Genomic DNA, 18,244 nt, shown 5'->3' on the forward strand with positions numbered 1-18,244 from the left:
CTCTGACCGTTGCCGGAGGATTACCCTTGGCCGGTGCGCTGCTTCCACATAGACCACATTCTACGGCCAATGTCCATGAGATCGGGCGTCTCTCCCGCCTTCTCATCGCACTTGTCGGCGCAGGATTGGAGCGGCGCGGTTAACTTTTCTCGGTATAGCTCCGTTACCCGAACCGCCGTTTGCGCTGTCGTCTGCACGGCCTCGCCCAAAGCTCGCGCCCCCTCCGCAAGCGTAGCGAAGCCTTGCAGGCTTTGACGCGAAACGGAGATCGCCTCGCTCGCTTCCTCTGCCAGACGGCTGCATTGCCGCAGCGAAGCCTCAGCTTCCTTGCTAAGGTTCATCGCGGCATGATCCAACCGCCGAAGCGAACGAGCAACGTTCGCGATTCCGTAGAGAACGGATAAGGCAACGATCAACACGGCCGCCGCAACGCTATACCCCGCTAATTCCCACGCCACTCGTCATCCCTCCAGCAGGTTCTTAACCCGGGCGAATGCCCATGCGGTTAAGACATTATAAGTAGCTGCGGCTCGTCTTGACACAGGAGACGGGCTAAAATCAAAAAGGAGTGCGAGATTACCGGCAACAACACGATTCCTGAATTCTCTCGCCTAATATTTCTTTCTCTCGAGCTCGATTCGCGAAATATCTATGACTTCATTCACGCTATATACGATTTCCAATGGCGATTCTCTGCTTAAAAAGCCCAATAAACTCGATGTTAACCCATAGGCCCCTACATTGGGGATAACGATATGATCGTTTATGTCAAGCTTCGGTATTTCGCCGGGTCGTCTAATAAAGTCTAATGGAGTGCACAGCGGACCGACTAACGATGCAATGTCATTCTCTTCCGATGAGGCTTCGTCGGATACGGCAAAATCCACGTCCAATTTCTGCATGCGTCCCAATCCCGACATCCCGCCAAGATGATTAATCCCTCCGTTAAGGATCACATAGCGACTGCCTTTGCTTTCTTTGATATCTTCGATTGAACAAATATACTGTCCGCAGCTCCCCGCAATAAACCTTCCGGATTCAAAAGCGACCTGCGTTTCGTTGTTTCTCCATTCGGGAATCTCGGAGTCCAAGAGGGCCGTTAGTTCTGATTTTAGGATAGAGAAATTCGGAGAATCGCCGAATTTGGCATAGGGGTGGCCGAAACCTCCTCCAAGATTGAGGTAGCGGAGATTGATATTTAACTCTTCGGCCAACCTTTTGGCCATCTGGATGGAATAAGCAAAAGAATCGATAAGACTGCCGACGTCCGTCGAGTTTGTTCCGTTGAATACGTGGAAACCGATAACTTCCATGGATGGATGCGCAAGAAAATCCAAAGATCCGTTCATGATTTTGTCTTCATCGATTCCGAACTGGGAAGAAACCCCCGTCATCGCTAAACTGGATCGCAAGTTTTTGGAGTTCGGATTCACTCGTAATACGACAGCTAGTTTCGTTGCGTGTTCTTCTGCGACGGAATTCAATTTATCGAACTCATTCCATGATTCGCAAGAAAATAATCTAACTCCCCGAATGACGGCGGTCTCGATTTCGTTTCTCGTTTTGGCGGGACCGGTGTATTGTACCCGATCCGCTCTCGCGCCGGCTTGCAGCGCGACCGCGAGTTCGTTGACGGAAGACACCTCGCATCTGCATCCCAAGCGAACGAGCTGGCCGACCAATACGGGGTGCGGATTTGCTTTAAGCGAATAATAAAGGATGGAATCGTCCGGTAAATAAGAACGCAACTTATGATAGGAGTCTGCCAGAGCGTCAATATTATAAACATACAAAGGACTGCCGTATTTTCTGACCAGATCGGAATAGTTCATGCCCACGTTCCTTCGCTCAGCGTTTTTTTAAGCGATAGTTTATCGATTTTTCCATGCGGGGTTAAAGGGAGATCCATCACCTTCACAATGTGATGGGGCATCTTATAACTTTCCAGCTTTAGCGCCAGCTCTTCTCGAATGTTATCAATCGTGTTTGGCGAAACGACCAGCAAATAGGAAGGCTCGTCCTCCCCAAGGGGGATGAAAACCGCTTGGGTAACTCCCTTTACTTCAAGCGCTGCCCCTTCAATCTCCAGAGTGCTCAATCGATATCCATTATGCTTGAAGATATCGTCCTTTCGCCCGTAGAAGTACAAATACCCTTCTTCGTCCATGCTGCAATAATCACCCGTGAATAGAACGCGTTCATCGTTCAAGCGCCTATAAAATTGGTTCGTTACCGGTTCGTTGTTCCAGTAGCCTTGCATCACGTGAGGGCCTTTGACCACTAGCTCTCCGATTTCATTGGGAGGCAATTCGTTCCCCGTTTGGTCCACGATGCAGCATTGCGTACCGGGCAGCGGCTTGCCTATCGAATTGATCTTCCTATGCACATCGGCGCAAGGCAGTATAGAAACTCTTTTACATTCGGTAAGCCCGTACATGGCGTAGATATCGCATTGTCCAAAAATTCGAATTAAATCTAATATGTTGGAATAGGCAAAAGAGGAGCCCGTGCTTGTAATAAACCGCAGCCCTTCGATTTTATTCGTCTCCCGCTTAGCCAAAGCCACTAATGTATTGACCATGGAAGGAACGATTGGCAATCCGGTAATTTTCCATTTGAGAATATCCTTCATGATCGTAGACCCGACGTTTTTCTTGTTTCCTATGAACAGAGTCGCTCCCGCATGGCACGACAAGAAAATTTGATAAAGTCCGTAATCGAATGAGAACGGGATATACGTAGCTATAATGTCACTGGCTCTAATCTCGAGGCATTTCTGAATCGCATCGGTCACGAACGTAACATTGGAATGGGAGGATATAACCGCTTTAGGTTTCCCCGTACTGCCCGATGTGTAGATCAAACACGCGATATCCTCTTCGTCGATTGAAACTTCGCGATCCGCCGCAAGCGGATCGCCGGACTTATCGGCGTGCAACGCGTCCAGATTAAGAATGTTTAAGCCTTCTTTATTCAACTCGAACTTGTCGATGAAACGGTCATTCGTAATGATGATTTTGGGACCGCAATCCTCGATGATATACTTCAAATTTGCCGATACGATTTCAACGTTTAAATGGACGAATACTGCGCCGATCTTGGAAATCGCGAAAATCGAAAAGACGGATTCGACGCTGTCGGCAAGAAGGGCGACTACCCTGTCCCCTTTTCGAACGCCCCTAACGGCTAACTCATTCGCCAAACCGTCCACTTCATCCAACAGTTCTCTATAAGTATAGGATGAAAATTCCGAAAGCAGGGCCGTCTTATCCTCATCCTTGCAAGCTCCCGTTTGCAATAGACCGTAAACAAGCTTATTCATATCGGATCCCCTCGTTCGATGAAAGACTATACCGCTTGTTTGTTCTTCATAATCTCCATGATCTTCTCGATGCTGTCGAAATTATCGAATATAAGTTCGTCGTCATCGATGATAATATCGAATTCTTCTTCCAGTCTAACGATGAGTTGGATGGCATTTAAGGAATCCAACCCGATATCGAACAAGTTTTGGTCCGCCGTCAGGTTAACGTTACCGTGAACCTTTAGCATTTCGCGTACGATTTCGCTTATTTTCAGTTCAATAGAATCCATTTGCATGCCTCCCCGTATTTAATCCCGTCAGCCAAGCGAGCTCCGTTCTCAGATGCGTTAAAGGTTGATCCCCGAACCACTCGATCGCAAGCGGTTCAGAGGTCTCGTCCCGCTCCAATCGCTCCATAATTTCCGAATAATCGATCGCCCCCTTGGATAATCCCACCATGCCCGCTCTGCCGCCCATCGGAGAATAGACGTTTCTCGGCTCGAATACATCCAGCCTGTTCCGATCGGATATATTCTTAAGATGGTAATTTACCGTCCAATCTCTTAGCTGTTCGTAGGCAACTATCGGATTGCACCCCGATTCCCATAGATGCAGGAAATCAAGATTGATGCGGACATGGTCGTGTCCCACGTTCGTCAGCAGACGTAACGTAGACTCCAATGTATCGGCTAAAGTATTTGGATGCGTTTCTATGACTACGTACATGCCGAATTCCGAAGCAAGCTCGGCCGTTTGCCTAAGATTTGCGATGCAGCGCTGCCATTCCGACGCGCTCGCCGAGGCGCTAGGCTTGTTTCCAGCGAAGATACGAATTTTGCGCGTGCGAAATAAGCGCGCCATCGAGAGGAGGAGACCGCCTTGCTCCAATACGTTGGATGATCGGCCGCTCTCGGTCATTAAGTCGATATAATCGCTGATCATGGAGATGTTCAGACCCTTGGAGTGCATCCTATCGATGCTCCGGGTAACTTCGAGCGGGTCATAGCGCATTAAAGCCTTAGCATGAGCCCCCCATAGTTCAATACCGGAAAAACCGATTTCATGCGCGAAGTGGACAAGTTTATCGAATGAAACAAGCTCGTGTCGGAAAGATATGGAGCATAAATAATAGTTCAAGCTGAACACACCCATCCCATTGGTAGCTTCCTGACTTCATCGCCAAGCTTTATTTTCGCACCTTCTTGAACCGATTCGAAAAAAGACGACCGCTCTCGACGTAGACTTTTACCGGAATTTGAAACGGTTCGAGACGGTCTCGGCAAAATTCCCTTATTCTCGTTTTGATGTCTTTGGCGCTCGCCGGAGTTCCTACATTGACAATGGCGGTCACGATATTGCCCATGATCGGATTCGGTTCGCCTTTGACGATAACATCGTTTAATTCCGGCATTTGGAGCAGAACGTCCTCTACCTCGATCGGATATACCTTTCTTCCGCCGACGTTGATGATTTCCGTCCTGCGTCCGAGTATGCGAACGTACTCTCGATCGACGACGACCTGGTCCTCCGTATTGAACCACCCCTCATCGTCGAACGGGTTAGGAGCATTCAAATATCCCAGCATCGCCCATCGGGATCGGATATAGAGCGTTTCGTCCCGGACTTCCGTTTCCACGCCCTCGCCTCCGATTTTGAGCCAAGATGAACCGGAGCTTTGGGATTTCGCGCGAAGGATTCCGAGTTCCGACAAACCGTAGGTTTGTTTGAATTGGACATCGGGAAATCTGCGGTGAAGCTGGCTAAGCGTATATTCCGGCATGACTTCCGTACCGTAAGTGATGATCTTGAGCGAAGACAAATCATATTGCCTATCCGATTCCGTCATTAACAGCAAGTTCAGGAAGCTGGGGGAAGCAGGCAGTAACTCCACATGGTGTTTGTCGATTAAGGCGCAAATCTCCGCAGGCGAACGATTGGAAGGAGAGATGATCGCTCCGCCGTTGGAAAGAGTATGGAATAGAGTGTTGATTCCTCCGATGTGATCGAATAACAAAAATGACAGGGTACGATAAGTCTCTCTCGGGGTTTTGTATCTTTCGACAAAAAGCTTGAAATCATGCAAGATCGCCTTGGGAGCTCCGGAAGTCCCGGACGTAAAAAGAATCAAGCCCGCATGTCCCGTTTCCTGAAAGTCCTTCAACAAACCCGTTCGCGGGCCTGCCGAATGGTTCTCAATATGGAAAAGACCGTCCGCGAAAGAAATAGACTTCTGAACTTGGGCGATTTCCATGAACTCCCGGCGTTTGTGGCGCGCGCCGGCGGACATCGGAACGACGATATTCCCATTCTCGATCAATGCCAACAAAGCTCCGCAAGCCGCGGACGAATAATCGCCCTCCAATAATATAACCTCTCCCGCTTGAAAGTTATGGTTTCTAACGATCGCGGCCCATTCCCGATAATGCTCCAACAGCATTGCGTAACCGACTGCCGCATGGTCCGCGATGATCGCATCGCGGTTATCGTAAGCGGACATTTTATCGAGCAGCCATTTGATCGCCAATCTCTCCATCCTCCTTGAATCGATCAAGCCGTCATCCCGGCAACGTAGGTTTTCAGAAGTTCGTACTTGCTGAGAATCGGCGTTGTAATGTCTTGGATATGAATACGGATGTCGAATTCCTCTTCCAAATCCGCGAATAAATTGACGATCAAGATGGAATCCAAAGCCAGATCGTTAATCAAATCGGTCTCGGGACGGATATCTTCCGAATTGATTTGCGTTCTTGCATTCCGCAAAAGCACTTCCTTCAATCGCGCATCTATCATAGGCTGCACATTAATCTCCCTCTTCCGCGACTAGGATTAACCACTCCATAAATCGAATTTCGGCCTGTTTGAGTTTAGCGATGAGCGGTGAAAGGGCTTGATCGGATAGAGCAGTATCTTGCTCCTTCAAGGCTTTAAGCAGCTTAAAGCTGATCGTGTTCCACAAGCCGCTTATCGAATCGATCTGCTCTTTACCTTCGCGCAGCCGGTTCTCTCCTATACAACCGGTTTCAATGTAAGCTTGCCAGACGGCGGAACGGATTCGCCTAATCGAAGCGATCGTAATGGCATTCCTTTTCATCCAAGCGACTCTGGCTTCAGGCGCCCAAACCGCCGACTGTACGAAGTCCGCTTCGAACGCTTCCAATGCTTTCGCGCCGCTCTTGCGGTTGCTGAACCATTGCTGCCATTCTCTCCTTCTCCGTTCCTCCGGAGTCGTTTCATTCGCGAGGGGAACCGCCTCGCCGTCCGAATTGCCGTAATAGTACAGATTGCGTTGCGCGCTCTTGCGGATACATGACTTTATGTCCGGCGGCGAATATGGGATAGAGGGTTTCGTTAATACGAAATAATGCAATTCGTCGCGTCCCTTTTTTACGGCTCCCGCTTTCAGGACTTCGTCCGGATTCATTTGAACGATAGCGCTCACGGTTGGATCGCCTACAACGTACTTCTCCCCCGATTGATCCCAACCGTAGATCAAGATGGAATGCTGAAATCCGCTCGATTCCATTCCTAGATTCTCGCGAGGAAAATAGTCGAGCTTGGAAGCCTGGCAGAAGCAGATCGCGGCACTGCCCCCGCGAACGCTTTGATTCAGCGTCTTTGAATCGCCTTTGATGAATTTCATCTCGATTCCGTAGAATAAATCGAGAGGAATTTGCCGCGCGTCCTTACTGGATAGCAACGTTCTGAATTGATAATTTAAATTCCAATAGTCCAACAGAACCTTTCTGTAATCGTCCCCATTGAAGTTGAGATAGGTAAGCACGCAGGAAGCAAAACACTCCATATAAGCCAAATTGATCATTCGATTGTCCTTCTCAACAATGTCCCGGCGCGCCATCGATCGCCCTCGTTCCTTATTCGAATTGATTCGGGTTAACCTATCCGCATCGTTTGGTGCTGAAGCTCTTGAGCGTTAACGAGCTTCGAATATTCTCCGCAACGGTTCATTAATTCGTGATGAGTACCGAAATCAACGACGACCCCGTTATCCATCACGTAAATCACGTCGGCGTAAATAATCGTTTCCAGCCTGTGCGTCGCGATAAGCGTCGTCTTGTTGTTCATCGTCCGCTCGATGATCGAGAGAACTTGCTCCTCCGTATTGCGGTCGAGCGCGGATGTCGGCTCATCCAATATTAAAATTTCAGGTTTTCTGATAATCGCCCTGGCAATGGCCACTCGTTGCCTCTGTCCCCCGGAAAGTTGAAACCCTTGATTATCCAATTGGGTATGAATGCCGTCCGGCAAAGAATCCACATAGGCTTTCAGATCCACATCGCAAAGCACTTCGTAAACCTCTTGTTCCGTAACCTCCGGTTTACCGAGCGCGATATTGTCGAACAGCGTTCCCTTGAATAAAAAGGTTTCTTGGGACACGTAGCAGATCATTCGGGATAATTCCCTTCTGGACCATCTCTCCAAAGATAGGCCGGCTAGCGAGACATTTCCGGTTTCAATGGGCATAAACCCTTGCAGCGTCTTAAACAGCGTCGACTTTCCGGAACCGCTTGTTCCAACGAAAGCGGCGATCCTGCCTCGGCCAATCTCGATATTAACCCCTTTAAGAATGCGGGTCCCTTCATATGCAACATTCAGATCCTTGCATACCACGACCGGAATCTTATCCTTAGGCAACCTCGGATACTCGTTCTCCGTTCCCTTCCCTCCGGCGTTCTCTTCTTGCATAACCGTCTCTATCGGACTTCGAAGGAAATCTTCAATCCGCGACATGGCTACTTCGCTGCCCAACAAATCGCTTATGAGATAATTCATGTTCTGGACGGGACTGAGCACGGAGTGTAAATATTGCGCGGAGGCCACCATCATGCCAACGGTAAAAACCCCATTCAGAACTTGCCCGCTGCCGAATCCGTACAGAAAAACAATCGTAATCGCAATAACGAGAGAGGCCGTTTCTCCCGAAAGCCTGCGGAACAATCCCTCCTTGATGCTGACTTTCACAAGATCCTTATACATGGCTTCGTTCCGCTGTTCTTCCCACGATTCAAGGTGATAAGCTCTAATTTCTCGCGATCCTTGAATGCTCTCGACGAGATATGAACCGATTTCTTCATTATGCGTACGGAGAAGATTAACCGCGTCTTTGACAGGTTTGTTATAGAGGCGGGGAATGCTTAGAAGCAGCGGAATGCCGATAAGCGCGATGAGCCCTAAGCGCCAATCGATCGCTAATATTATGACGAGCGAAATAAACATTTGAAGCCATTGCCTGGTCAACTCCACGGCAATGACATTGATAAACACGGCGACTTTCGAAGTATCCATCCCCATTAGCGCTATGTATTTCCCCGGACCGTTCTTTTCTATCTCGGTCAATGGGATTTTGCGAATGTGGCTAAGAACCTTGCTTCGTAGATCAAGCGTGGTTCTAGCCTCCAAATAACGGAATATGCTGAATCCCGATACGTTCAATAGGGCTGATATAAGCGTAAGGGCCAGGGATAATCCCAGCAGCGGAATGGCTGCGTTCGTCTCTCTATCGATTAACACCCGATCGATAAACATGGAAATCAAATAAGGCTGGAACAAACCGAATATTAAGCAAAGCAAGGTCAATAGAAACGCTAATCCCGTTAATCGCCAACGAGGATTGATATATTTCATTAAACGAATATACATTTTCACGCTATTCATTTACTTATCCCCTCTTTAGTCGGCATGAGTCACTTTGTATTTATTCCAATGGCCATAACCCTCGATCAGTTCGCTCTTCGCGCAAGCTCAAGCTTGCGCAGATAATCCACCTTCGCCGAGAAAGCTTGCAGATCCACTTTCTTGTCTTGGACTTGATACCTTAATACGGCTAAAATGAGATTCTCCCAGCCCTTTAACAAATCCGCTATTATCGCGCTTCCCGCTGCGGCACAATAATCGCTCGTTGCTTCGAAATACTCGAACGCATGAACATAACCGACAAACCGTTTGGAAATAACTCCTGCCAGTTTAATCGATTCGAATAGGGTTTTTGGAGCGTAACCCTCGTTGCTCTCTATGGAGCGACACACGAATTTCTCGAATTCAACGAGCAAGCGGCTAGGACGAAGATGCATTTCCTGTTCGAATAAACGGCTTATTACGCTTGTTGCCGGGGAATGCAGAGCTTGAGCGTTTATTTCAAAGCCCATACCGAAGTTCATAAAATAAAAGGCGTTCCACATATCGATATTCGAAACGTATCCTTCCCAGGAGAAGAATGGGTCTTTCAGATGCCACTGCGTATCTTTTCTATGCTTTACGATCACGTAATGAGGAGTATGATTGGAACGATACTGGTTCGAGTAGGGAAGATAATACAAGTCCGCCATAACGACGGAAACGCTAGAAGCTCGACCGTCGGCCATTCTATTCTTGAGAACGGCATAATTCTCGTATTTATTTTTGTCCCTATCGAACCAATGCTTGACGGCATTCCCGTAAAGCGTCTCAAACCTGTCTTGCCAATCGTAGGGATCCGCTGTATCGCTGTAGTAGTAAATCCCTTTCTCGTTCGCGTCGAAATAAGCGTTCCACGCTCCGACATACAAAGGCCTATAGTCGAATCGGGCGTCTTCTTTCAGCACGGAAGCATAGCAGTCGAGCAAGCAATGGATAGGACTATTCATTTTCACGGAAGACCCAACGCTCCCAACTTCATTGGCTTAAGTGATTCGATTATCCGTTGCTTAAGAAAGATCTGATTTCATAAGCGACTTTGGCGACTTCGTCTTCCGTAAGCGAAATATGCATGGGAAGAGAGAGAATGCTTCGCGCGAACAGTTCCGAGTTCGGGAATGCCCCTTCTTGGTATTCAAGCGACGAGTAAGCAGGCGTTAGATGAACGGGCACCGGGTATTGCACCGCCGTTAGAATCCCTTTTTTCTGTAAATGTTTTTTGAGTTCGTCACGGCGGCTCGATTTCACCTTTATCACGTACAAGTGGTAAACATGGCTTTCATCCTGCGGATCGTTCGGCAATTCAATAGAAGCTTCATCCGCTAAATACGCGCCGTACCAACTTGCTATTTCGCGCCTTCGGCGCGTCCATCTCTCCAAATATCGAAGTTTAATTTGCAGAGCGCTGGCTTGGATGGGATCAAGGCGCGAATTAAAACCGGGGATGTCATGCTGGTACCGGACTTCTCCTCCATGGTTTCTTAATTTACGCAGCCTGCCGAGCAACTCGCTCGAGGAGGAAATGACGGCTCCCCCATCGCCCAACGCTCCTAAATTTTTGTCCGGATAGAAGCTGTAGCACCCCATGACGCCCCAACTGCCCGCCGGTTTGCCGAATAACTTGGCCCCCGCGGCCTGCGCGCAATCCTCGACGATGAAAATGCCGTTTGCATGCGCCCAAGGAACGAGAGACGTCAAATCCACCATTCGTCCGTAAAGATGAACCGGGACAATAGCTTTTGTCCTCGGCGTAGCGCACGCCTTTACCTGTTCGATATCCATTAAAAAATCGGTCCGAACGCAATCTACCAAAACCGGTTTGCCCCCGTTTGATAGATTGCGTTAACGGTCGCGATAAAAGTATTGGCAACGGTAATCACTTCGTCGCCAGGTCCGATTCCCAGCGCCTTCAAAGCCAGGAAGAGAGCATCCGTTCCGTTGCCGACTCCGACGGCGCCCGTAACGTTGGTATAGGAGGCGAATGCCGATTCGAAACCGGATATGACGGAACCCCCGACAAAAACGCCTTGTTTGGCGATTTGCAGCACCGATTGCATCCATTCCTCGCGGATCTCTTCAAACTCTGACTGCGGGGCGGCAAATAAGATTCCCATTTTCCATCTCCTGACGGTTTAGCGAAGATAAACGAATCCATTCCACGATTTTCATGGCCTCGATGGCCTCCTCTAGCGTGACTTCCGGCTTTGCTCCATATCGTACGGAGTCCGCGAACGAGGAATAAATACGAATGGCGCCTTTGTTGAGCGAAGGTTCCAGCATGATCGGTTGGGTCGGCTTTCCCTTCACGTGCACGCTTGCTTCCCGTTCCGAAACGATCTGAAGCGTAGCTTTGTCTCCTCCGACTACCCATAAGGGAGCGGGGACGTTCGAAGCAAAATTAATATCCATCGACATGACGACGTTACGTTCCGTCGTAAACGTGGCTCGCACGTAATCGTCGACTTCGCCTTGCTCCCAGCTTAAGGTTTTCATGCTGGCATTGATATCCACGCATCGACCGAAATCCAACTGCAGCAGTTGGTCGATCAGATGGATCCCCCAATCCAGCAATGCCCCGCCGCCGTAAGCCTTCTCATTGCGCCATTCTTGATGAAACGACTTCACCCCGAACGATGCTCCCGAGCCGAACATATGATGGCGCCTCTCTACGAACAAAATCGATCCCAAGGCCTCCTCGTTAATCATTTGCTTAACCAGCAAAAAATCGCTGTCGAAGCGTCTGTTGTGAAAGACGGATACGATCTTGCCTTCTTGCTCGGCAATGGTTTGCAATCGAACGGCTTCCTCCGAAGATAAGGTTACCGGTTTCTCGATTAATACATGTTTTCCGCTGCGCAACGCTTGTTCGGCTAATCGAAAGTGGCTATTGGGCGGCGTTGCGATTAACACGGCTTCTGCCGGGGACGACAGCAAATCTTCAAGCCGCTCGAAGATATCAAATCCTCTTTTGGCCGCCAGCGCCAAACGTTGAGGAGTTACGTCGAATACTCCGGCAACTTCGATCCGGGGTAACTGTTTGAGCAAGGGGAGATGAATGAGTTCGACAATTCTACCGAAACCGACGATCCCTAATGGTATGGTTTCGCTCATCGGTTACACGGTTGCCTTCTGAAGAGATTCAATAAAATCGGCCAAAGAACCCGCCGTCGAAAAGACGTTAAGATCGATTTCCTCTTCTGGTATCGATACTTGAAACACCTCTTCTATGTACACGATTAATTGCAGCATCATAATGGAATCGATATTCAAGTCATCATAAAGTTTGTCCGTTTCCCGAAGGATTTCCGGCGCTTCCAGCTCCAAGTTTTCTACGATTACGTTTCTTAACTCATTCATGATCTCGTTTCTGTTCATTCATTATTCATCTCCAGTCGCGGAATAGGTTTTGCGATTGATTTTACCGGACGGCATCCTCTGTATTTCATCCGTCATTTCGATGACGCTGGGCACCTTGTAGCTTGGCAAACGCGCGATGCACCACGATTTTACGTCTTGTTCGCTAATATGGGGATCGGCAACGACCACGGCCTTGACTGCATCCCCCCATACCCGGTGCCGGGTCTTCAACACGATCGATTCTTGAACGCCGGGCAACCGTCCTATAACCGATTCGACTTCGTAAGGAATGACCTTTAACCCGGAAACGTTAATTAAATCGTCTAATCTGCCCAAAATATTCAAGCGGTTGGACACGGGGTCCATAAACCCCAGATCCCTAGTCGCGACTATATTCTTGCCATCCGTCACCATCACTTCTCCGCGCGAATCATCGTATGCTTGTTCGTCGCGTCCAATCGATAACCGCAAATGCCCTAAGGGAAAACCCACGTCCGTACTAGAGAAAGGATGTTTGGCGACGGATATGCATCCCGCTTCGGTACAGCCGTATTGCTGCCATACTTCGTCCGTATTGAGCTTCGTATTCAGGAGAAGTTCATCGGACAGCGGAGAGCCCGAAAAAACAACTTTGTGGCCATGAAGTTGGCTATTGTCTAGTGCGTTTAATATGCCGTAATGAAAGGGGACCGTATATACGATAGGCGCTTGGGCGGATTTGATCGCGTGCAGGGCGAATTTGGGATTTTTCTCCTGCACGACAACCGGGACGACTTTTCTCGCTAGCGCAGTCAATACGCCCGCGATGAGCCCGTAGGAATGAGAAACCGGCACAAGTATGATCGGCGTTTCCTTCGGAGCGTCGCCGAATAATACATTGTAATGGTCTATTTCTATCCCGATTTGGGTCCATGTACGGGCAATTAGTTTGGGCTTGCCCGTCGTTCCCGATGTGTACTGAAGCATCGACGCGATAGATTCGGTTCGGGAACCGTTCATAGATAGGATCGTATTCCAACAAGAATAAATAAGATAACGACAATCCGCATCCGCGGCCATTTCCCTCGCCGACTCTGCGGGCGTATTGCCGTGAATAAGAAGAACCGATCCTCCTCTATCTCTGAGATACATGACGATCGTCAGCAGATCAAACGCGTGATGTACGCAAACCGCGTATCTTTTCCCTTCCGGATTACGATATTCCCCCATTCTTTTCATCTCTTCATACCTTGCCGACAAGTCGGAACTCTCGTACGTTTGGCTGTCGATTTTGAGCATCCAGCACCCCTTAACAATCGAATAGTCAAATGGTATAGTATGGTTTGAACAACCATATTTTACCTAGTCTTCCTGAATGCGAACAATATTATATTTTTCAGATGTTGGTACATTGTTAAGAATTTACCTGCTTGCGGTAAACTTTTCTTAAGGAGGGACGGCATGCCGTTACCATTCGAGGAGGCGCTTCCTGCCCAGTTCGTAGCTTTTCACCACCCCGAATCACCGGAATGGGACTGTCCCTATTTCGTTCTCCTATGGCCCAAAATGGACAATCCCTCACAACGTTTAACGCCGATTACATTCGCCCCGCCTCATACGCCTCTTCATACCAACGTACATCTGCATCAATATTATTGCGTTTTATTTCAAAGCTCTTTTCTCGATTCCGCGGACATCATCGCGAACGGCAAAGAACCCGTAATCATACCCGCTACTTTATATACAAGGCATCTGCAGGAGCTTATTTCTTATTTGTATCTCAATCCCGACCAGAACCAAGCTAGACTGTCATGTTTAATATCAGCGTTAATCAACGAAATGATCGGGAACGTTACGGCGGTTCGAAAGCCGCTTCCGCCTATGGCGAACGACCGTAAAGCCGATGCCTTGAAAGAGGGAAAAGCCATTATCTACGCAACGAGATACATGAGAAAAAACATGAGCAATCCGCATTTGTCGTTGAATCATATCGCAAACGCCATCGGTTACCATCCGAACTACTTCTGTTATGAGTTCAGCAAGGTTTTTTCCGTGTCGCCTATTCGGTTTTTGAACAATCTCAGACTGAAGCGCACCTTGCAGTTACTCGAGAATTCCGATTTAAACGTGAAAACCATATGCGAGATCGTCGGGTTTCCTAATGCAGGAAGGCTAATCAGCATGGTGAGAGCCACTTCGGGAATGAGTCCGGTGTTATTCAGGCGTTCAAAGAGACTCCAACATATCAAATAAAGGAGCATACGTATGTCGACGATCTTATTTATCAACGGTCCGGCTAGCGGCCATGTTTATCCGACATTGGGAATCGTGGAGGAGCTCGTTGCCGAGGGGGAACGGGTGATCTACGTTTCAAGCGAGGAGTTTCGCAAACCCTTGGAAAGACTGGGGGCTACCTATATCGCATACGAGAACTTTCTTGATCGGGAAGATCCCTTCAATACGCAGAGTTATTTGTCATTGGTGATTAAAATCTTATCCTCCTATGAGATTATTCTTCCATGCATTCTTGATTTAACCCGGCGATTTTCTTTCGACTACGTCATTCATGATTCCATGTACGGTTGCGGGGAGATCGTCTCCGAATGGTTAGACGTTCCTTCCGTATCTACCTGTACTTCCTTTATCCACGCGGAACGATTAATGATAGAGAACAACCGGAGCAAGGAGAAATTCAAGGAGAATATGGGCTTGGTTAAACAGTTCGCCTCGTTATCGCAAAAAATTCGCGCCAAATATAACATTCGGCGCAAGTTGGACATGAATCGCGTATTCTTCAACGAAGGCGACATTAATCTTGTATTTACTTCCCGCAGCTTTCAACCTCGCGGCGAAACGATCGGTGACGCATACAAATTTATCGGTCCGAGCCTCTCGGACCGATTTCAACCCGCCGAACTCTCCATCGATTGGATTCCTGGAAGCAAAGTCGTCTATATCTCTATGGGGACGGTTTTTAATAACGTCATGGATTTCTATCAAACGTGCTTCGAAGCCCTAGCTTCATTTAACGGACAGGTAATATTGTCGGTTGGCCACCGAATCGATATCCGCTCTATCCGGGGGATACCGGATAACTTTACCGTGCTTTCGTTTGTTCCGCAGCTGCAAATCCTACAGCGCGCTCATCTATTTATTACCCATGGAGGTATGAATAGCGTGAACGAAGCCCTCTACCACGAAGTACCGTTAATCGTTATTCCGATGGCGGCGGACCAACCCATCGTCGGAGACAGGGTAGCCGAGCTCGGCGCGGGAATCAAGCTGGATAGAGACTCCCTAACCCCGGAATTGTTGCTTCGAAGCGTAAATGAAGTGCTGCATGACGAACGATACCGAAATAACTGTTCCATAATCGGGGAAAGCCTGCGTATCTGCGGAGGCCAGAAAAAAGCCATCGAGGAAATTCGGCATTTCAAACAGACGCATAAGATTACTAGTTGATCGCTCCTATGCGATCTACCGGACGCTTCGCCTCCGGCAAATGTTCGATTAAACTCGTTAAAAGATCTATTTCTTTACTAATAAACGTGTCCATCCCGTCTATTACTTTCAGCAAAATGCTTTTTTGTTTCGTAGCGTTATATTTTAAAAGCAAATTGCAAAGCATAACCGATAATTTGTGGACTTCCGCGTAGTTCATGGAAAAGTTCAACGACTTATTCAAAAACCGGTTATTCTCCATGTACTCCAATCTGAGCAGCATTGCCTTCTTGTGGGTAACGAGAAAATAAAAACCGCGAACGTCTGCATCCGTTTGTAGGAGCGCGATTCGTTGTAAATAGGCTTTAAGTTTCTCATAGACTTCCATGCCGAAAGAGAAATCCGAATCCGCTTGCGAGCAGCCGGAAATAAAGTCTTTGTACGGATCGGTGGAGTTTAAGTAGTGCTTTAATTGCACAATGACATGATCAAGATTGAAATCGTATACGGCATCGGGCTGGTATTTCATCAGCAGAATATACTTGCTTGTATATAAATTCGAACCGACGTCGCGCTTTTCCTTATAGGCTTGTTCAAACTCCGAATAACCGATTTTTTCAAAACTGTATTTCCGATCCTTGAAATTATCCGCTGCATAAAGCGTATTTTCGCTGTCGTTATAACCGTATATCAAGGAATCGTGGACGAAATTATGATTTTTCCCGGACAAAGGAATGTATAAATGATTTAAGTGTACTCGGACATAGTGACCCAGCCGGATAGAATCTTTAATGAACTCCAATATATTTCCATTCCACTTCTCGTTAAGATTAATGATATCGGTAGATATGGCTTGCGTTTGAATCCAAGGGCAGTCCCAATACAAATGAGGTCTATAAAAATTAACGTAAGTTTCCATGTTGCCTGAGTATTGATTGCTGATTTGGATTAAATTGCTCATAAACCAAGGAATCGCGTTTTCGTAATTGGACAGAATCGAGAACTCATGGGCGATAGCCGAATAGGCGTTCAAGACGGGAATTTTCATCGGTAAAATCATTTCTTTCATTATTGACCACCCCACTTTAATATTTGTAAATAAAGACTATACGGAACTATTTTACTCTATCTTGGTAAAATTTTCATTTTAAGAATAGTTAAAGAGCCACCCCTTAAGCCTAAGCTTAGCGGGATGGCTCTTTTGGAAACGGATTAAACGGCTAGATCAATTCTTTTTGCAAGTACGCTTCTACCTGATCGGAGAATCCCATTAACACCCTAGGAAGCTCGGCGGTCAGCGGATGCAATTCGCTTCGCTGCCAACGTTCGTATTCTTGAACGAGCGTCTTGCGCAATAAGACGAGCCGGCGCAACGGTTCGGCTATCTCAGTCGTAATGACGCCTTCTCCGGCTATTATTTCGATGATATCCTCATAGCTGCTCGCATCCCGCATAATGAATCCGTCAATCAACGCGTGCCCGACATCGGTCACGATTTCAGCGGCCAGATGAAGCGCGCGCTCTTGCGCCAACCCTTCGATCAGGCCTCCTTGCCAGGACACCGTCGAAGCGGATAACGCTTGAGCGAGCTCCGGCAAACACGCCAGACGGCTGCGGATGCTTCCGACGTTCACGTCATACATTGGTGAACGGCCCCCTTGTCATTTCTTCTTGCTTCTGCCTCTGCGCTTCAGCCACACGACCATCACGACGGCACTGATCAAGATGAGGATCGTGTAGGTCGCCATCTGATACACGTCCCCCATATTGGAAGGATCTTTCTCCACTAACATTCTCATCTTAGCTCTCGTAATCAAGGCTTACTGATGCTTCGCGATAGATCATCATGTGCTCGATAACTTTCTTGTGCACGGGGTGCACTTGATAGGCTTGCAAATCTTCCATGGAATCGAACTTCGTGTATAAGGCGATATCGTAAGAACGGTCGGAGTGAAGCACGTCCGTTCCGACTTCCAGATGGCGGAGAACGTCGATCTTGCCTTCCATGTCGCGAAGAACTTGCGCCGTGCGTTCAACGCTTTCCGGACTGCGGTCTTTCATTTTGAAAAGGACGATATGAGTAATCATTTTTTCCCATTCCTTTCTTATCATGAGGATTTGGAGCGTCGTGCATACTACCCGTAACGTAATAAAGAAGGGAGTCACATGAACCATTATGCGTCGCACTTTAACGATAGCATGTACTCTGATCGGCGTTGCACTATGCCTTTTTAATGTGACCGGCTACGACCCCCACAATTTATTCCTGATGATGTTTAGCGTCCCGATGTGGTTCGTCGAAGTGTTTACCGATCTCCATAGGGTAAATATATGGTTTATGTACGCATTGACGGTGTTGAGCTGGGCGCTCATCGGATATTTAGGCGACCTAGGGATCGCGAGAATCCGGACCTGGAAACATCTCTGAGGCGAATGCCGCGCACGGAACGGAATAACGGGAAAAAGGAGCCC

The 18,244-nt window shown here is 48.0% G+C and carries 19 protein-coding genes and 1 pseudogene; 2 read left to right on the top strand and 18 right to left on the bottom strand.

Translation table 11 applies throughout. The annotated features are described in order from the left end of the window. Nucleotides 1-20 precede the first annotated feature (20 nt). The 14 genes and pseudogenes from FPL14_RS04845 to FPL14_RS04915 all read right to left on the bottom strand — a co-directional run bounded on the left by FPL14_RS04845 (nucleotide 21) and on the right by FPL14_RS04915 (nucleotide 13,630). Entirely contained in the window at nucleotides 21-458 is a 438-nt protein-coding gene (locus FPL14_RS04845; RefSeq protein WP_182301956.1) for a hypothetical protein, read from the bottom strand. Nucleotides 459-611: 153 nt separating this feature from the next. Continuing rightward, entirely contained in the window at nucleotides 612-1,832 is a 1,221-nt protein-coding gene (locus FPL14_RS04850; RefSeq protein WP_182301957.1) for a type III PLP-dependent enzyme domain-containing protein, read from the bottom strand. After that, entirely contained in the window at nucleotides 1,829-3,322 is a 1,494-nt protein-coding gene (locus tag FPL14_RS04855; RefSeq protein ID WP_182301958.1) for a class I adenylate-forming enzyme family protein, read from the bottom strand. The genes FPL14_RS04850 and FPL14_RS04855 overlap by 4 nt, the downstream gene beginning before the upstream one ends. 26 nt (nucleotides 3,323-3,348) lie before the next feature. Continuing rightward, the gene (locus FPL14_RS04860; RefSeq protein WP_182301959.1) at nucleotides 3,349-3,594 is read right to left on the bottom strand and encodes a phosphopantetheine-binding protein; all 246 of its coding nucleotides are present in this window, start codon (nucleotides 3,592-3,594) and stop codon (nucleotides 3,349-3,351) included. Continuing rightward, a complete protein-coding gene (locus tag FPL14_RS04865; RefSeq protein WP_182301960.1) occupies nucleotides 3,581-4,456 on the bottom strand; it encodes a sugar phosphate isomerase/epimerase family protein in 876 nt (291 codons plus the stop codon). Before FPL14_RS04865 ends, FPL14_RS04860 begins: the two co-directional genes overlap by 14 nt. Before the next feature lie 34 nt (nucleotides 4,457-4,490). After that, nucleotides 4,491-5,828 carry an ANL family adenylate-forming protein gene (locus tag FPL14_RS04870; RefSeq protein WP_182301961.1) on the bottom strand — a complete coding sequence of 446 codons (1,338 nt, stop codon included), beginning with the start codon at nucleotides 5,826-5,828 and terminating at the stop codon, nucleotides 4,491-4,493. Between the two features lie 23 nt (nucleotides 5,829-5,851). Then, nucleotides 5,852-6,094, bottom strand: coding sequence for an acyl carrier protein (locus FPL14_RS04875; protein ID WP_229263940.1), 243 nt, complete (start codon nucleotides 6,092-6,094; stop codon nucleotides 5,852-5,854). Nucleotides 6,095-6,104: 10 nt separating this feature from the next. After that, complete coding sequence (locus tag FPL14_RS04880; RefSeq protein ID WP_182301963.1) at nucleotides 6,105-7,160, bottom strand: hypothetical protein; 1,056 nt, start codon at nucleotides 7,158-7,160, stop codon at nucleotides 6,105-6,107. A 35-nt stretch (nucleotides 7,161-7,195) separates the two neighbouring features. Beyond that, entirely contained in the window at nucleotides 7,196-8,977 is a 1,782-nt protein-coding gene (locus FPL14_RS04885; RefSeq protein ID WP_182301964.1) for an ABC transporter ATP-binding protein, read from the bottom strand. Between the two features lie 65 nt (nucleotides 8,978-9,042). Next, nucleotides 9,043-9,945 (bottom strand): DUF6005 family protein, encoded by a 903-nt coding sequence (locus tag FPL14_RS04890; protein ID WP_229263941.1) that lies wholly within the window; start codon nucleotides 9,943-9,945, stop codon nucleotides 9,043-9,045. A 49-nt stretch (nucleotides 9,946-9,994) separates the two neighbouring features. Continuing rightward, nucleotides 9,995-11,109 (bottom strand): annotated as a pseudogene (locus FPL14_RS04895) (DegT/DnrJ/EryC1/StrS family aminotransferase). Next, complete coding sequence (locus FPL14_RS04905) at nucleotides 11,072-12,106, bottom strand: Gfo/Idh/MocA family protein (protein ID WP_182301968.1); 1,035 nt, start codon at nucleotides 12,104-12,106, stop codon at nucleotides 11,072-11,074. Before FPL14_RS04905 ends, FPL14_RS04895 begins: the two are co-directional and overlap by 38 nt. 3 nt (nucleotides 12,107-12,109) lie before the next feature. Beyond that, nucleotides 12,110-12,370 carry a phosphopantetheine-binding protein gene (locus FPL14_RS04910; RefSeq protein WP_229263779.1) on the bottom strand — a complete coding sequence of 87 codons (261 nt, stop codon included), beginning with the start codon at nucleotides 12,368-12,370 and terminating at the stop codon, nucleotides 12,110-12,112. Between the two features lie 3 nt (nucleotides 12,371-12,373). Continuing rightward, nucleotides 12,374-13,630 carry an AMP-binding protein gene (locus FPL14_RS04915; RefSeq protein ID WP_182301969.1) on the bottom strand — a complete coding sequence of 419 codons (1,257 nt, stop codon included), beginning with the start codon at nucleotides 13,628-13,630 and terminating at the stop codon, nucleotides 12,374-12,376. A gap of 162 nt (nucleotides 13,631-13,792) precedes the next feature. On the opposite strand from FPL14_RS04915, the gene FPL14_RS04920 reads away from it, so the two are divergent. Continuing rightward, entirely contained in the window at nucleotides 13,793-14,584 is a 792-nt protein-coding gene (locus FPL14_RS04920) for a helix-turn-helix domain-containing protein (RefSeq protein ID WP_182301970.1), read from the top strand. Nucleotides 14,585-14,596: 12 nt separating this feature from the next. Continuing rightward, nucleotides 14,597-15,793 carry a macrolide family glycosyltransferase gene (locus FPL14_RS04925; RefSeq protein ID WP_182301971.1) on the top strand — a complete coding sequence of 399 codons (1,197 nt, stop codon included), beginning with the start codon at nucleotides 14,597-14,599 and terminating at the stop codon, nucleotides 15,791-15,793. On the opposite strand, the gene FPL14_RS04930 is transcribed toward FPL14_RS04925, so the two are convergent. The 4 genes from FPL14_RS04930 to FPL14_RS04945 form a co-directional block, all read right to left on the bottom strand. After that, a complete protein-coding gene (locus FPL14_RS04930; protein WP_182301972.1) occupies nucleotides 15,786-16,841 on the bottom strand; it encodes a hypothetical protein in 1,056 nt (351 codons plus the stop codon). The genes FPL14_RS04925 and FPL14_RS04930 overlap by 8 nt on opposite strands. A gap of 151 nt (nucleotides 16,842-16,992) precedes the next feature. Continuing rightward, on the bottom strand, nucleotides 16,993-17,415 hold the full coding sequence (locus tag FPL14_RS04935) for a DUF86 domain-containing protein (protein ID WP_182301973.1): 423 nt from the start codon (nucleotides 17,413-17,415) through the stop codon (nucleotides 16,993-16,995). A gap of 18 nt (nucleotides 17,416-17,433) precedes the next feature. Continuing rightward, a complete protein-coding gene (locus tag FPL14_RS04940) occupies nucleotides 17,434-17,571 on the bottom strand; it encodes a hypothetical protein (RefSeq protein ID WP_182304234.1) in 138 nt (45 codons plus the stop codon). 1 nt (nucleotide 17,572) lies between these two features. Next, nucleotides 17,573-17,860 carry a Dabb family protein gene (locus tag FPL14_RS04945; protein ID WP_182301974.1) on the bottom strand — a complete coding sequence of 96 codons (288 nt, stop codon included), beginning with the start codon at nucleotides 17,858-17,860 and terminating at the stop codon, nucleotides 17,573-17,575. Between the last annotated feature and the right edge of the window lie 384 nt (nucleotides 17,861-18,244).

Origin of the sequence: Cohnella cholangitidis (genome assembly GCF_014107495.1) — a bacterium.
GTDB classification, from domain to species: Bacteria; Bacillota; Bacilli; order Paenibacillales; family Paenibacillaceae; genus Cohnella; species Cohnella cholangitidis.